This is a genomic window from Pseudomonas persica, from assembly GCF_900291015.1.
Classification (GTDB): Bacteria; Pseudomonadota; Gammaproteobacteria; order Pseudomonadales; family Pseudomonadaceae; genus Aquipseudomonas.
In genome coordinates this window covers 153,019-168,830 of record NZ_OLKL01000014.1, presented here as the reverse complement: position 1 = coordinate 168,830, position 15,812 = coordinate 153,019, and the positions used below count along the sequence as shown (strand labels likewise).

At 61.3% G+C, this 15,812-nt stretch carries 14 protein-coding genes; 9 read left to right on the top strand and 5 right to left on the bottom strand.

Annotated elements, in window-relative coordinates:
• Positions 1–88 precede the first annotated feature (88 nt).
• The gene (locus FQ664_RS07495) at positions 89–673 is read right to left on the bottom strand and encodes an acyl carrier protein phosphodiesterase (protein ID WP_144171254.1); all 585 of its coding nucleotides are present in this window, start codon (positions 671–673) and stop codon (positions 89–91) included.
• 150 nt (positions 674–823) lie between these two features.
• Between FQ664_RS07495 and FQ664_RS07490 the strand changes: the two genes are divergently transcribed.
• Together FQ664_RS07490 and FQ664_RS07485 are read left to right on the top strand one after the other, a co-directional pair.
• A complete protein-coding gene (locus tag FQ664_RS07490) occupies positions 824–1,126 on the top strand; it encodes an ArsR/SmtB family transcription factor (protein WP_003258229.1) in 303 nt (100 codons plus the stop codon).
• 17 nt (positions 1,127–1,143) lie between these two features.
• Positions 1,144–2,193: an alkene reductase gene (locus FQ664_RS07485; protein ID WP_144171252.1), complete on the top strand. Its 1,050-nt coding sequence runs from the start codon at positions 1,144–1,146 to the stop codon at positions 2,191–2,193.
• A gap of 46 nt (positions 2,194–2,239) precedes the next feature.
• Here FQ664_RS07485 and FQ664_RS07480 read toward each other — a convergent pair whose 3' ends face one another.
• The 3 genes from FQ664_RS07480 to FQ664_RS07470 all read right to left on the bottom strand — a co-directional run bounded on the left by FQ664_RS07480 (position 2,240) and on the right by FQ664_RS07470 (position 5,132).
• On the bottom strand, positions 2,240–3,109 hold the full coding sequence (locus tag FQ664_RS07480; RefSeq protein WP_144171250.1) for an ATPase: 870 nt from the start codon (positions 3,107–3,109) through the stop codon (positions 2,240–2,242).
• 87 nt (positions 3,110–3,196) lie between these two features.
• Positions 3,197–4,192, bottom strand: a complete 996-nt coding sequence (locus FQ664_RS07475) for an NAD-dependent epimerase/dehydratase family protein (RefSeq protein WP_144171248.1) — start codon at positions 4,190–4,192, stop codon at positions 3,197–3,199.
• Between the two features lie 49 nt (positions 4,193–4,241).
• Positions 4,242–5,132 (bottom strand): LysR family transcriptional regulator ArgP, encoded by an 891-nt coding sequence (locus tag FQ664_RS07470; RefSeq protein ID WP_144171246.1) that lies wholly within the window; start codon positions 5,130–5,132, stop codon positions 4,242–4,244.
• A gap of 104 nt (positions 5,133–5,236) precedes the next feature.
• Between FQ664_RS07470 and FQ664_RS07465 the strand changes: the two genes are divergently transcribed.
• On the top strand, positions 5,237–5,836 hold the full coding sequence (locus FQ664_RS07465; RefSeq protein WP_144171244.1) for a LysE/ArgO family amino acid transporter: 600 nt from the start codon (positions 5,237–5,239) through the stop codon (positions 5,834–5,836).
• A 303-nt stretch (positions 5,837–6,139) separates the two neighbouring features.
• Positions 6,140–6,736: a superoxide dismutase gene (locus FQ664_RS07460; protein ID WP_144171242.1), complete on the top strand. Its 597-nt coding sequence runs from the start codon at positions 6,140–6,142 to the stop codon at positions 6,734–6,736.
• 118 nt (positions 6,737–6,854) lie between these two features.
• Here the strand turns inward: FQ664_RS07460 and FQ664_RS07455 are convergent, their stop codons facing one another.
• The gene (locus FQ664_RS07455) at positions 6,855–7,604 is read right to left on the bottom strand and encodes a hydroxypyruvate isomerase family protein (protein WP_054573318.1); all 750 of its coding nucleotides are present in this window, start codon (positions 7,602–7,604) and stop codon (positions 6,855–6,857) included.
• Positions 7,605–7,697: 93 nt separating this feature from the next.
• On the opposite strand from FQ664_RS07455, the gene FQ664_RS07450 reads away from it, so the two are divergent.
• From FQ664_RS07450 to FQ664_RS07430, 5 genes are all read left to right on the top strand, one after another.
• The gene (locus tag FQ664_RS07450) at positions 7,698–8,600 is read left to right on the top strand and encodes a GntR family transcriptional regulator (protein ID WP_015271681.1); all 903 of its coding nucleotides are present in this window, start codon (positions 7,698–7,700) and stop codon (positions 8,598–8,600) included.
• Between the two features lie 212 nt (positions 8,601–8,812).
• A complete protein-coding gene (locus FQ664_RS07445) occupies positions 8,813–11,269 on the top strand; it encodes a membrane-bound PQQ-dependent dehydrogenase, glucose/quinate/shikimate family (protein ID WP_144171240.1) in 2,457 nt (818 codons plus the stop codon).
• A 190-nt stretch (positions 11,270–11,459) separates the two neighbouring features.
• On the top strand, positions 11,460–12,197 hold the full coding sequence (locus tag FQ664_RS07440) for a TSUP family transporter (protein ID WP_144171238.1): 738 nt from the start codon (positions 11,460–11,462) through the stop codon (positions 12,195–12,197).
• Positions 12,198–12,226: 29 nt separating this feature from the next.
• Complete coding sequence (locus tag FQ664_RS07435; protein ID WP_144171236.1) at positions 12,227–13,195, top strand: TauD/TfdA family dioxygenase; 969 nt, start codon at positions 12,227–12,229, stop codon at positions 13,193–13,195.
• Positions 13,196–13,621: 426 nt separating this feature from the next.
• Entirely contained in the window at positions 13,622–15,676 is a 2,055-nt protein-coding gene (locus FQ664_RS07430) for a putative bifunctional diguanylate cyclase/phosphodiesterase (RefSeq protein WP_144171234.1), read from the top strand.
• Positions 15,677–15,812 lie beyond the last annotated feature (136 nt).

Below are 15,812 nucleotides of genomic sequence, written 5' to 3'. Positions count from 1 at the left end.
GCCTCTTCGCGGGTAAACCCGCTCCCACAGGGGAAGATGGCGCTGTACCTGTGGGAGCGGGTTCACCCGCGAAGAAGCTGGCGCAGGACTAACTGTCAGACAACCGGCCAGCCGCTGCAAACACCTGCAACTGCGGATAAAACGCCCTGAAGTCCGCCAGCAAAGGCTCATACAGCCGCTCAAGCTCACCCATCACCCCAACCATCCCCTCCGGCCGCGACAAGCGCCGGGCAATGCCGTTGAACACCTGTTCCAGCGTGGCAAAATCGCCATAGGCCCCCAACCAGTCATCCGCCGCCATGAACGGCGCAATCCGCGCCAGCCGCCCCGGCAACTCGGGCTCCGCGAGCAACACCCGATAAAACTCCCCGGTGAACTGCTGCAGCGGTTGCTCGGCATAATCCCGCCAATGCCGCGCCAGGCAATGGTCGAAAAACACATCCAGAACGATGCCGGCAAAACGCCGCCGTTGCCGTGGGAAGCGCGCCAGTGCCGCCAGCACCAACGGGTGCTGGTCGGTATAGCTGTCGATATGCCGGTGCAGACGGATGGCCGCCTCCAGCGCAGGCGGGAAGCGCCCTTCCAGCGAGCCTTTGACGAAGTCACCATACAGGCTGCCAAGCAGCTGTTGCGGCGCTGGGCCGCCCAAGTGCAGGTGTGCGAGGTAGTTCATGAGCGCAGTCTAACACTACCGACCCGTATATCGTCATAACGCGATATAACGATTGGCACTCAGCTCAGAACCTCTTCATATTTGTATATCGAGAAACCACGATTTATATTTCGCCCCATCGCGATATACCGCTACAACGAGCCTCAACCCATGCCTCTCGATCTCGACGAAATCATCAAAGCGCTGGCCCACCCGGTCAGGCGAGAAATCCTCAGCTGGCTGAAGGACCCGGCAACGCAATTTCCCGACCAGTACCACAGCACCGAGAACGGTGTGTGTGCCGGGCAGATCGACCAACGCTGCGGCCTGTCGCAGTCAACCGTCTCCGCCCACCTGGCCACCCTGCAGCGCGCCGGACTTATCAGCAGCCAGAAGATCGGCCAATGGCACTTCTTCAAACGCAACGAAGCCACCATCCAGGCGTTTCTCGAACAACTGCGCCAAGCACTCTGAACAGGCAGGTAACCGTCATGACCACGCTTTTCGATCCAATCACCCTGGGCGACCTGCAACTGCCCAACCGCATCATCATGGCCCCGCTCACCCGCTGCCGGGCCGACGAAGGCCGCGTGCCCAACGCGCTGATGGCCGAGTATTACGTGCAACGCGCCAGCGCCGGGCTGATTCTCAGCGAGGCAACCTCGGTCAGCGCCATGGGCGTCGGCTATCCGGATACCCCCGGTATCTGGAACGACGAGCAGGTACGTGGCTGGAACAATGTGACCAAGGCCGTGCATGCCGCCGGCGGGCGCATCTTCCTGCAACTGTGGCACGTTGGCCGCATCTCCCACCCCAGCTACCTGAACGGTGAACTGCCGGTGGCCCCCAGCGCGATCCAGCCCAAGGGCCATGTAAGCCTGGTGCGCCCGCTCAGTGACTACCCCACCCCGCGCGCGCTGGAAACCGAAGAAATCATCGACATCGTCGAGGCCTACCGCAGCGGTGCCGAGAATGCCAAGGCGGCCGGTTTCGATGGCGTGGAGATCCACGCTGCCAACGGTTACCTGCTCGACCAGTTCCTGCAGAGCAGCACCAACCAGCGTACCGACCGCTACGGCGGCTCGCTGGAAAACCGTGCGCGCCTGCTGCTTGAGGTGACCGATGCGGCCATCGCGGTATGGGGCGCGAACCGCGTGGGCGTGCATCTGGCGCCGCGTGCCGATGCCCATGACATGGGCGATGCCGACCGTGCCGAAACCTTTACCTACGTGGCCCGAGAACTGGGCAAGCGGGGCATTGCCTTCATCTGCTCGCGGGAAAAGCAAGCCGATGACAGCATCGGCCCCCTGATCAAAGAAGCATTTGGTGGCCCGTACATTGTCAATGAGCGGTTTGACAAGGCCAGTGCCAATGCGGCCCTGGCCAGTGGCAAGGCCGACGCCGTAGCGTTTGGCGTGCCGTTCATCGCCAACCCCGACCTGCCGGCGCGGCTGGCGGCGGATGCGCCGTTGAACGAGGCACGACCGGAGACTTTCTATGGCAAGGGGCCGGTGGGGTATATCGACTATCCGCGGTTGTGATTGAGGGCCATTCGCGGGCAAGCCCGCGAAGAAGGCTCAGGTGATCTCAGGGCCGGGCGTTGATCTGCTGCTGCAGGTTCTGGATCTGGCTCTGCAAGGTATTCAGGTTGCGGGTCGTCTGCGCCCGGAAGGCGTCGAATTCCTGCACCGAAGCACCACCCGCCGACGAAGCAGCCGGGCGGTTGTCGATCTGGCTCTTGAGCACCAGGATGTCCTGCTCCAGGTCCTGGATGGCCGCGCTCGGGTTACCCTGCTTCTTCAGCGCCGCCACCTCGCTGCCCAGGCTCTTGAGCTGCCCTTCCAGCTTGGCGCCATCCACCTGCGTGGCCTTCAGCGCAGCAACCTGTTCGTTCAGGCCCTTGAACTGGGTATCCAGCTTGCCACCATCGACCTGGCCCGAGCGCAACGCAGCCAGCTCGCCATTCACCAGCTTCAACTGCGCCTGCAACTGGCTTTGCAGCTCGGTCACGGCCTTCTGCTGTTCACGGGTATCGGCCAGCACCTGCTCCAGGCGCTTGCCCAGGTCGCCGGTCTGCCCGGCCACACCCTTCTGCAACTGGCGTAGCTGCAGCTTCAGCGCCTCGCTGTTGGTAGTGGCGCCGGACTCGCTGGCTGCCACCTTACCACTGATCGCCTGCAGGCGCCCGGCCGCCTCTTCGCTGATGCGGGCAAAGCTTTCCTGAGTCGCCACCAGTTGCTGCTCCATCAGCGAGATCTGCTGGAAGCTCCACCAGCCAAGGCCCGCCAAGGCGATGAACGAGGCCCCGAGCAATGCCCACAGCGGCGCCGTGCTGGCACCGCGAGCGGCTTTCTGGCGGCTGCGCACCACATGCGCCGGCATCAGTTCGTCATCGTCAGGGGTGCCGGCCCGCAGGGTAGGCACGTCATCGTAGTCATCGTGAGCATGGTTACGCATGGATACATTCAACCGCGGTAGTCGCAAAGAGGCACGAGTATAAACCGCCAGCGCGGTGCGTTGATGTCCATTGTCGGCCCGACGGTTTCACTGCCCCGGCGGCAGATGCTTCCACCAGGCACAGAATTCATCCAGCGCCGTCCACAGGCTGACCTTGGGCTGGTAGTCCAGGTACTGCCGGGCGCGGCTGATATCCAGGGTGAAATCGCGGCTCATCACCTGCATCCCGAGGCGCGACAGGGTCGGTTGCGGTCGCCCCGGCCACAACATGCAGGCCGCCTCGTTCAGCGCGGCCAGGCTGTAGGCCAGACCGTAGGAACGGTAACGGGTAACTTGCGGCAGCTGCATCTGACGCATTACGTAGTTGACCACGTCCCACAGCGGCAGCGGCTGGCCGTTGCTGATGTTGTAGGCCTGGCCCAGCGCCCGGTCGTCGGCGAACAGGGCGCTGAGCAGCGCTTCGTTGAGGTTGTGCATACTGGTGAAATCGACTTTGTTCAGGCCGTTGCCGATGATCGCCACGCGACCTTTGCGCTGCATCTGCATCAACCGCGGGAAGATACTGGCATCGCCGGCGCCGGTGACGAAGCGCGGGCGCAGCGCCAGCACCTCGAGGCCGAACTCCTGGGCACCGAACACTTTCTGCTCGGCCATGTACTTGGTCTGCCCGTAGTGGTCGTGGAAGCGGCGCGGCACCTGCTCTTCACGGATGTCCAGGCGCGAGCAGCCATTGAAGTAGATCGACGGCGACGACAGGTGCACCAGGCGTCGTACGTGCTCCTTCAAACAGCCCTCGACGACGTTTTCGGTGACCACCACGTTGCCTTGGTAGAAGTCCTGATAGCGCCCCCAGTTGCCCACCGCGCCAGCGCAGTGCACCACCGCCTCGATGCCCTGGCACAGGCGGCGGGCCAGCTCGGCATCCCCCAGGTCGCCAGGGATGAACTGGGCGCCGCGCTTGACCAGGTGCTCGACCCCTTCGGCTCGACGGCCGCTGACCCGCACGTCCAGGCCCTGCTCCAGGGCAAAGCGCGCAAAGCGCCCGCCAATGAAGCCACTCGCGCCGGTGACCAGAATTCGCATGTAAGACTCCGTCTTGCCAGATTTCAGATGCAACTGACGCCAGCCGTGGCTACAAGGGCACCAGCCATTGCTGTGCGGTGTGCCGCAGGTGGTCGGTCAGTTGCGCGAGCAGCTGCCCGCCATTGCGCCAATGATGCCAGTACAGCGGCACATCGATGGGGGTATCGCTGCAGATTTCCACCAACTGGCCGCTGGCCAGTTGCTCGCGAGCCTGCAGTTCGGGCACCAGGCCCCAGCCCAGACCGGCTTCGGTCATGCGCAGGAAGCCTTCGGACGACGGGCACAAGTGGTGCAGGAAGCCGTCCTCGATGCCCAGCGATGCCAGGTAGCGGTGCTGCAGGAAGTCGTCCGGACCGTACACGATCGCCGGGGTACGGGCCAGGCGGCTGGCGGCGAAGCCCTGGGGAAAATGCCGCGCCATGAACCCGGGGCTGGCCAGCGCCCGGTAGCGCATGGCGCCCAGTGGCAGGCTGCGCGCCCCGGCCACCGGCCGCTCGCTGCCACACAGGCAGGCCGCCACTTCGCCCGCACGCATGCGTTTCAGGCCCACTTCCTGGTCTTCCACCACCAGGTCGGTCAGCACGTTCTGCTGTGCGCAGAAGTTGCCCACCGCTCTGGCCCACCAAGTGGCCAGGCTGTCGGCGTTGAGGGCGATGCGCAGGCGCTCCGGCATGCCCTCCTCGTCCAGCGCCGGCACCTGGCGCTGCAGGTCGCGTTCGAGCAGGCGCACCTGCTGCACATGATTGAGCAACTGGCGGCCGACTTCGGTCGGGCTGGGCGGTGTGGCACGCACCAGCACCGGCTGGCCGACCCGCGCCTCGAGCAGCTTGATGCGCTGGGAGATGGCCGACTGCGACAAGCCCAGCACCTGCGCCGCACGTTCGAAACCACCCTGTTCGATCACCGCGGCGAGGGCGGCCAGCAGTTTGTAGTCGAACATCGATTTTCCTAATGACGGATCAGCTCTATTTGTTTTTCTTATACAGCGTGATTCATCACAATGGCCAGCATCTTTTACGGCAATTCATTTCTGGAGAGCACGCCATGTGGCAAAGCTATCTCAACGGCATGCTCGTGGCCTTCGGCCTGATCATGGCCATCGGTGCACAGAACGCCTTCGTCCTCGCCCAGAGCTTGCGCCGCGAGCATCACCTGCCAGTGGCGGCACTGTGCATCATTTGTGACGCCATCCTGGTGGCAGCCGGGGTGTTCGGCCTGGCAACAGTGCTGGCGCACAACCCGACCTTGCTGGCGGTGGCTCGCTGGGGCGGCGCGGTGTTCCTGCTCTGGTACGGCGCCAAGGCTTTGCGCAGCGCCTGCGCCAGGCAGAGCCTGCAGCACCAGCAAGGCCAAGGCATGCGCTCGCGCCGTGCCGTGCTGCTCAGTGCCCTGGCAGTGACCCTGCTGAACCCGCACGTGTACCTCGACACAGTGTTGCTGATCGGCTCGCTGGGCGCCCAGCAGACTGCGCCTGGTGCCTACGTGGCCGGCGCCGCCAGTGCCTCGCTGCTGTGGTTCTCGACCCTGGCGCTCGGCGCGGCCTGGCTGGCACCGTGGCTGGCCCGGCCGGCGACCTGGCGCATGCTCGACCTGATGGTGGCGGTGATGATGTTCGCGGTGGCGGCGCAGTTGATCTTCAACTGACCTGAACGGCCCTATCGCCGGCAAGCCAGCCCCCACAGGGATATCACCGACCCCAGGCCTGGTGTATCCCTGTGGGGCTTGCCGGCGATGAGGCCCTGGCAGGCAAAACCAGAGACCACCGGTCGGCACTGCCCAACCGCTCCGGAACCTCTATTCCCTATCTTTGTTGCGTGGTTATGCGCCGGGCCCGGTGCTATGATCCAGCCCTTGCGTCGCAAAGAGTACAACCTCGCCGACGCTCATCGGGCCGCCCGTGATCGGCCTTGCGCAAACCGCAAACAGACCTGAATCAGGAGATCCACCATGGCTTTTGAATTGCCGCCGCTGCCGTACGCCCACGATGCCCTGCAGCCGCACATCTCCAAGGAAACCCTGGAGTATCACCACGACAAGCACCACAACACCTATGTCGTGAACCTGAACAACCTGGTCCCAGGCACCGAATTCGAAGGCAAGACCCTGGAAGAGATCGTCAAGAGCTCTTCGGGCGGCATCTTCAACAACGCCGCTCAAGTCTGGAACCACACCTTCTACTGGAACTGCCTGGCACCAAACGCCGGTGGCCAACCGACCGGTGCCCTGGCTGACGCCATCAATGCCGCCTTTGGTTCCTTCGACAAGTTCAAGGAAGAGTTCACCAAGACTTCGGTTGGCACCTTCGGCTCCGGCTGGGGCTGGCTGGTGAAGAAGGCTGACGGTTCCCTGGCCCTGGCCAGCACCATCGGCGCCGGCTGCCCGCTGACCAGCGGCGACACCCCGCTGCTGACCTGCGACGTCTGGGAACACGCTTACTACATCGACTACCGCAACCTGCGTCCGAAGTACGTCGAGGCGTTCTGGAACCTGGTCAACTGGGCCTTCGTTGCCGAACAGTTCGAAGGCAAGATCTTCAAGGCCTGAGTCATCCAGCCTTGAGACAGAACCCCGGCGCCACGCCGGGGCTCTTCGAAAATCCGATGCCAGTCCTCTGGTATCGGATTTTTTTTCGGGGCATGCGAGGGGCCAGGACGCCGTATTTTCAGGAAACGTACCGATCAAGCCAGCCAAGGCTATCTACAGTGGCACCCGTAGGCCGATACTCACATCCAACCCACCCTGCATACCCGCGCTGCTCCAGCGCCGCCAGCAACCCTGCAACATCCATCTGCCCCGTCCCCGGCTGATGCCGCCCCGGGCAGTCGGCCACCTGCACATGCACTGTCCGCTCAAAGAACTGCGCCAGCACATCGGCAGCATTTCCGGTCAGCAACTGTGCATGATAAAGATCAAGGATCAGCCCCATACCGGGATGCGCCTCCAGCACCCGCTGCGCCTTGCCGAAGTCGGACATGTAATACCCCGGCATTGCCTGCGTGCAGATCACCTCGATCAATGGCCGCAGCCCCTGGTCTTCAAAATACTTCACGGCATAGTCCAGGTTGCTCGCATACACCTTGTCGGCGCCATCCTCGTGGGTTACCCCGGACATCAGGTGCACATCCGCACACGCCAGTGCGCGGGCATAGCTGACGGCCTGGCGTAACCCGTCACGGAACTCGGGCTCCTTGCCTGCCACCGCGGCAATACCCTTGGAAACGCCAGCCGGCGCAGCGAACTGGACCAATGGCAACCCATATTGCGCCAGTTGATCAGCCAACAAACTCGCATCGAATTCATAGGGCGACGGGAATTCCACCGCACGAAATCCGGCGGCGGCAGCGGCTTCGATACGCTGCAGAAAAGGCAGTTCATTGAACTGGAAGCCGAGATGAGCATTGAATTTGAGCATGCGTATAGATCCATCCGTGTGTGGTATTTTCCTGCCCCCAGTCCGACCCGAATCTGCTGGATCGACTGAAGATAACCATTCGGAATACAGCCTGTGATAAAGAAAGATCTCGCCCTGCAGTTGGCCCCTCGCGTCATCGAGATGATCCGCGCCCGGTCGATGAAGGCCGGCGAGCCATTGCGCGAGCAGACCTTCGCCCAAGCCTTCGATGTCTCCCGCTCCCCCATTCGCAGGGTATTTGCCCTGCTCGCCGAGTGGAACATCGCGGTGCAGGAGCCCAATCGCGGCTACTTTCTGAAACAGGACGCCGGGCAGATCCAGGAAACCACTGTACCGCCCACCTGCGACCCATTCGAAGACTTCTACCTGCGCGTGGTGGACGACATCCTCAGCGGGGAAGTCCCTGCCGAATTCTTTGAGGCCCAATTACTGCGACGCTACTCCGTGCCCCGCGGGCAACTGCTCAAGGTCCTCAACCGGCTGGCCAGCGAAGCCATGGTCGAGCGCAAGCCCGGGCAAGGCTGGAGCCTTAACGAATTCGTACACAACGCCCAGACCCACATCCAGAGCTACCGCTTCCGCATGGCCATCGAGCCGGCCGCACTGCGCGAGCCAGGCTACAAGGTCAACCAGGCCGCATTTGCCAAAGCCCGAGAGCAACAGCAGGCCATGCTCGACGGCGAAATTCACCAGCTGTCACGTGCCCAACTGTTCGAAATTGGCGCCCAGTTTCACGAAATGATCGTGCAGTGCTCGGGCAATCTCTTCTTCATAGATGCCATACGCCGGCAAAACCAGCTCAGACGCTTCATGAGCTACAAAGCCAACGTCGACCGCAGTCGCCTGATGACGCAATGCCTGGAGCACCTGCACCTGCTCGACTTGATCGAGTCCGGTCGGCGTGAAGAAGCCGCTCAGTTTCTCTGGAAACATCTGGACGAAGTCGGCCGGCTCAAGACCCGTCAGGATGCCTTGCTGGAAAGCCAGCAGGCGTAACCCCTTCCCCCGCCTACCTTTCATTACCCGCGCGTTCAGATCAGGGAAGGCAGCTTAGACATTGCCTTCTTTTCACGCAAGATACAAAACAACCCTGAGATTCAGCGCCAGGAGTAAATTTCGCGCCACTTATTGTATTTCATTGAAAGAATAAGCAATTATGCGCGCCGCTCGGACGCACTGTGGCACCGAATCACACAGGGATGATTGCAATGAAACAAGGAACGTTGGCTAACGGGACGGGGGTCTCCAGCCTGCTGTTCGGGGTGTACACGATTCTGCTGGCCCTGCTTGGCCTGACGCTGGCCTGTCAGGGAAGCACGCTGGTCAGTGCCGGCGGCTCGCCTTACTACGCAATGATGGGTACCGCATTGCTGCTGTCAGCCGCACTCATGGGCCTGAAGAAGTCGCTCGGCATCTATCTCTACGGTGCAGCATCCCTGGCCACCTACGGCTGGGCAATCTGGGAATCCGGCTACAACGGCTGGGCCTATATCCCACGTCTGGCATGGCTGGTACTTCTCAGTGTGATCTTTCTGGCCTTCTGGCCTCTTGTCCGGCGCGACTTTGCCAAAGTCAACAAGGCACTGTATTTCAGCATCATGGGGGGGCTGCCGCTGCTGATGGCGGCCACCATCCTGACACCGCTGTTCTTCCCCAACACCGTTCACCTGGCCGACTCGCCCGCTATCACCGCGCATACACAGCAACCCTTCAGCCGCAGTACGGTGACCTCACCGGACGCCAATGTCGCCGCGTCGCACGACAAGACCAACTGGACCGCCTATGCCGGCTCCAACCTCGGCAACCACTATTCCGCTGCGGCGCAGATTACCCCAAGCAACGTTTCCGGCCTGGTCAAGGCCTGGGAGTATCATCATGGCGATGTGAAACAGCCTGGCGAAAAAACCAAGTATCTGAACGAGGCCACGCCAATCAAGGTTGGCGACTCGCTGTATACCTGCACGCCCAAGCAAATCATCATTTCGTTGAGCGCCACTACCGGCAAAGAGAACTGGCGCTACGACTCGAAAGTCGACCCGGACTATTTCGCCAACGGTGGTGCCTATTGCCGTGGTGTCTCGTACTACGAAGTACCCAATGCCAGTGGCCTGTGCGCCAAACGCATCATCTGGGGCACCAACGACATCCGCCTGGGTGCAGTTGATGCGCTCACCGGGCAGGCCTGCCCAGATTTCGGCACGGCAGGCTTTGCCGACCTCAAGGACGGCCTGGGCACGTTCCGCAAAGGCTCCACCGGCATCACTTCTGCACCATTGGTAATCCGCGGTGTGGTCATTACCGGTGGCCGGGTGCTTGACTCGGATGTGCGCCCGGCGCCGTCAGGTGTGGTTCGCGCCTACGACGCAGTCAGCGGCAAACAGAAGTGGGCCTGGGACCTCGGTCGCCCCGACAGCACTGCGCCTGCCGACGCCGATGAAACCTATACGCTCAGCACGCCCAACTCATGGGCGCCGATTTCCGCCGACGACGAACTGGGGCTGGTCTACATCACCACCGGCAATGCTGCAGGCGACTTCTATGGCGGTACACGTACCGAACAGGAAGACAAGTTCAGCTCTTCACTGGTGGCCCTGGATGCGCTCACCGGCAAGGTCAAATGGCATTTCCAGACCGTCCATCACGACCTCTGGGACTACGACCTGAGCCCACAACCGGCGCTGATCGATTTCCCCACGAGCAGCGGCCCACGCCCGGCAGTCATTCAAGCCACCAAATCAGGCCAGTTGTTCGTCCTCGACCGCGCCACCGGCGAACCGCTGGTCGATGTCGTGCAGGCTGCCGTCCCGCAAGGCACGGCCCCTGGGGACTACACCGCGGCCACGCAGCCGCTGTCACCGGGCATGCCGAGCACCATGGGCCGCCCATCGAAAACCCCGGAAGTGCTGAACGAAACCAATGCCTGGGGCCTGACGCCGTTCGATCAGTTGCAATGCCGCATCGAGTTTCGCCAGGCGCGTTACGAAGGGATCTTTACGCCACCGGTGGTCGGCCAGCAAAGCCTGATCTTCCCCGGCCATCACGGCGGCCTGAACTGGGGCGGGGTGATGGTGGACCTGCAACGAGGCCTGCTGATCATCAACAACCAGCGGCTGCCGTACATGCAGGGGCTGGTTCCACGGGAGCAGCTCGATGCGATCAATGCCAAGTCGTTCCAGGAGTCGCCGGGCAATAACCAGGGGTTCCGCGTCCAGGCCGGTCTGCCGTTCGGGGCAATCAAGGACCCATGGATGTCAGCGCTGGAACAGCCGTGCATCGCACCACCCTGGGGGTTCATCTCCGCTATCGACCTGCGCACACGTGAAGTGCGCTGGAGCCGCCCGTTCGGCACCGGCTATGACAGTGGGCCCTTGGGCATCGCCTCGAAACTGCGCTTCGAAATCGGCACACCGAGCGACGCCACTGGCGTGGCTACAGCAGGAGGCGTGACCTTCATTGGCGCTGCCATCGACCGTTTCATGCGCGCCTACAACAGCGAAAGTGGTGAATTGCTGTGGGAGGAGCGCCTACCGGCCGGCAACCAGGCTTCGCCCCTGACCTACATGAGCGAAGGGCGGCAGTACGTTGTTGCCGTGGTCGGCGGGCATGACCGGATTCCGACCAAGCTGGGTGACAGCATCATTGCCTGGGCGCTGCCGGAAAAATAGCGCACCCGCTGCGTAAAGGCGCTGCTCGGCACTGAAAGCCAGGCGCTGACATACCCGCTATCAACCAATCATCGACAGCCGATGGCGCGCCGTGCGCCGTCGGGTGGCTGCGTGCGCGCCACAAACAGCAACGAGCAACTGCGGTACAGAAGTGCCCGCTTGAATTCATGTCAATCAGACAGGAGTGACAATGTTTGAACTATCCGCTGGCCTATATGTTTTGGTGGGCGTCAGCTTTCTAACTTCTTTGATGACTGCCGCTATCGGCGTAGGCGGCGGGATTGGCCTATTGGCAGTCATGCCGCAGTTCCTGCCCATTTCTGCCGTTGTGCCGGTGCATGGCCTGATTCAGATGGTCAGCAACGGCAGCCGCTTCGCCTTCGATTACAAGCACGCAAAAATCGAGATTCTCCCGCGTTATGTCATCGGCTGCCTTTCAGGGGCAGCCATCGGTTACTTCTTCATTGGGCATTTCCCGGAAAAGTACCTGTCGTTGATTCTCGGCATCTTCATCCTGGCGATTACCTGGACCAAGCTGGTCGCCTCGCTCGGCTTTGTCCTGAAAAACTTTGCCATCGTTGGCTTCCTGCAAACGTTTCTATCACTGTTCGTTGCCGTCACCGGGCTTATTTCCCAACCGATCCTGATGAGGATGAACATCAACAAGGATCAGGTCATCGTCACCCACGCCATGCAGATGAGTGTATTGCACGGCCTGAAAGTAGCTGCCTTTGTCTTTGCCGGCTTCGCCTTCATGGACTATGCCCAGTTGATCATCATCATGATCACCGCCTCCATCGCCGGTTCCTACCTGGGCGGCTTTCTTCGAAATCGAATATCGCAACGTGTTGGCGCCATCCTGCTTAAAGCCGGGGTGACGTTCTTCGGTTTGAAAATGATTTTGGACCACTTTATTCAAAACGTCTGAGCTTCATCCATTCAAACAAGGAGTTTGAAATGATCGCGCGTAAAAAGTTTGATTCCAAGGACACCCAGGGGATCTCGACTTTTCTTCATGAACATGGATATTGCGTAATCAACCCCGAGGACGATTCGCTCGAGGCCTTTCGCGCGGTGGCAGGCCGGTTCGGCCTGATCCAGTTCCATACCAAATCCGACAAGACTGGCGTGGTCGGCGGCGGCGATCCGATCAACAAGGACTGGCAAGCGTTCAGGGACGACTACCACGGCGAACTGTCGAGCGACTTCTATCCCCATACGGATGGCTCGTTCCTCAATGGCATGGCGTATATCGATGGGGTTGCCAGGAAGATTACCCCGCCCAAATACGTCATTCTGCAGTGCGTTTCCAAACCGCAGTTTGGCGGTGACAACTTCCTGGTGGATGGGCAACGCATTTATAATGACCTGCTGGTGAATCATCCCGACATCCTGAAGATCCTGATGACCAGTGGCAGTGTCACGTACTGCCGTGATGACCTGCTGTCGATCGATTGTTCTGTCTTCGAAAAGGTCAACGAGAACAAACTGCGTATTCGCTACCGCTATGACAGCACTGCGTTCAGTCCGGAATGGGCCAGTTCCGCCTTCCAGTATATCCAGGATAAATATTCAACCAACCCGGACTACATCACCAACATTAGCCTGGAACCCGGCGAAATCCTGGTCATGGACAACTTGCGAGTATTGCACGCACGCCACCAGTTCACTGACGGCAACATGAAAAGAAAAGTCCGTCGGCTGTGGATTGCCGATGACACCAGCATGGTATTCAAGAATATTCTCAACCAGTCGCCGGTGCGCAGGGCCATGTTGCCGTTCCAGAAATACAATATTGCCGCCGCCGAGAACGCGCCTGCCTTCATCGATTACAGTTGCGGGATTCGGTTTCAGTCGGACATGTTCCTGACCCCGCCCTGTGCCGAACTTGAACAATGGCCGGCCAGCAGTGCCAATCGCCAATAACCCTTTCCCCGCACTACTGTAACTGCCCGATAACGCGTGCCTTCACAGTGCCTGCCTGATGGCGGATGCTGTGCTCGTCTGCATGCGTACACAGGTGGTTGCCTTTCATCGCTGGGATCCGTCCGCTTCTCCAGCGGCGAGCAAATCCCGGTCCGCTCCCACAGGCTTTACACTGTTCGAAGAATGTGCAATGCCTGTGGGGGGCGGGCTTGCCCGCGAAGTGGCCTGCACAGTTTTCACCTGCGCCCCACCCGCAAAATGCTTGCTCAACCCGCATACCACGCTAACATCAAACCTCTGGAAGATTGATACAGCGCATTCAAGTTGCGGGGTCAGGCAACCGATACACTACTAATGGTCGGCCGATAGTGTATCGTCATCGTTGATGGCAAAATGATGCCATGCGCATGGATTAAGGAAACCCCATTGAAGCTGGAATTGCGGAACAGCTTGTCGGTCAAGTTGCTCAGGGTCGTGCTGCTGTCGGCGCTGGCGGTCGGTGTCGTGCTCAGCTGTGCGCAAATCATCTATGACACCTACAAGACCCGCCAGGCCGTGAACAACGATGCCCAGCGCATCCTCGACATGTTCCGCGACCCCTCGACCCAGGCGGTGTACAGCCTCGACCGCGAAATGGGCATGCAGGTAATGGAAGGCCTGTTCCAGGACGAATCGGTACGCATGGCCTCCATCGGCCACCCCAACGAAACCATGCTGGCAGAAAAATCCCGCCCGCTGCAGGAAATGTCCATGCGCTGGCTGACCGACCTGATCCTCGGCCAGGAACGCACCTACACCACGCAACTGGTCGGCCGCGGCCCCTACAGCGAGTACTACGGCGACCTGAGCATCACCCTCGACACCTCGTCCTACGGCGAAGACTTTCTGATCAACGCCGTGATCATCTTCATTTCCGGCGTGCTGCGGGCCCTGGCCATGGGCCTGGTGCTGTACCTGGTCTATCACTGGCTGCTGACCAAACCGCTATCGAAGATCATCGAGCACCTCACCCAGATCAACCCCGACCGCCCCAGCCAGCACCAGCTGCCGCTGCTCAAGGGCCACGAGAAGAACGAGCTGGGTCTGTGGGTGAACACCGCCAACCAGCTGCTGGCCTCGATCGAACGCAACACCCACCTGCGCCACGAGGCGGAAAACAGTCTGCAACGCATGGCCCAGTACGACTTTCTCACCGGCCTGCCCAACCGCCAGCAGCTACAGCAGCAACTGGACAAGATCCTCGTCGACGGCGGCCGCCTGCAACACCGCGTGGCGGTGCTGTGCGTGGGCCTGGACGACTTCAAGGGCATCAACGAGCAGTTCAGCTACCAGGTCGGCGACCAGCTGCTGCTGGCCCTGGCCGATCGCCTGCGCGCCCACAGCGGCCGCCTGGGCGCCCTGGCACGGCTGGGCGGTGACCAGTTCGCCCTGGTGCAGGCCAATATCGAGCAGCCCTACGAAGCCGCCGAACTGGCGCAGAGCATCCTCGACGACCTGGAAGTGCCGTTCGACCTCGACCACCACCGGCAGATCCGCCTGCGCGCCACCATCGGCATCACCTTGTTCCCCGAAGACGGCAACAGCACCGAGAAGCTGCTGCAGAAAGCCGAACAGACCATGACCCTGGCCAAGGCCCGTTCGCGCAACCGCTACCAGTTCTACATCGCCAGCGTCGACAGCGAGATGCGCCGCCGTCGCGAGCTGGAAAAGGACCTGCGCGAAGCCCTGCCGCGCAACCAGCTGTACCTGGTGTACCAGCCGCAGATCAGCTACCGCGACCACAGCGTGGTCGGGGTCGAGGCACTGCTGCGCTGGCAGCACCCGGAGCTGGGTATGGTGCCGCCCGACCAGTTCATCCCCCTCGCCGAACAGAACGGCAGCATCATCGGCATCGGCGAATGGGTGCTCGACCAGGCCTGCCGGCAACTGCGCGAATGGCACGACGTGGGCTTCAGCGAACTGCGCATGGCGGTCAACCTGTCCACCGTGCAGCTGCACCACAACGAACTGCCGCGGGTGGTCAACAACCTGCTGCAGGCCTACCGCCTGCCGCCACGCAGCCTGGAGCTGGAAGTCACCGAGACCGGCCTGATGGAAGACATCAGCACCGCTGCCCAGCACCTGCTGAGCCTGCGCCGCTCCGGAGCACTGATTGCCATCGACGACTTCGGCACCGGCTACTCGTCGCTCAGCTACCTGAAATCGCTACCGCTGGACAAGATCAAGATCGACAAGAGCTTCGTCCAGGACCTGCTGGACGACGATGACGACGCCACCATCGTGCGCGCCATCATCCAGCTGGGCAAGAGCCTGGGGATGCAGGTGATCGCTGAAGGTGTGGAAACCGTCGAACAGGAAACCTACATCGTCGCCCAGGGCTGCCACGAGGGCCAGGGCTACCACTACAGCAAGCCGCTGTCGGCCCGTGAATTGACCAACTTCCTCAAGCAGGCACAGCGCAACCAGGTTTCGATGTTCTGAACCGCCCGCCCGGTTACCAGCCGTGACTGGCATTTACACGAATTGCACGCCCTCCCCCTTTACAGCAAATGCAAATCTTTCGCATGATGTTGTAGTTTCGCGTGCCACGGCGCACGGTCCACCCTTGGTCCAACCA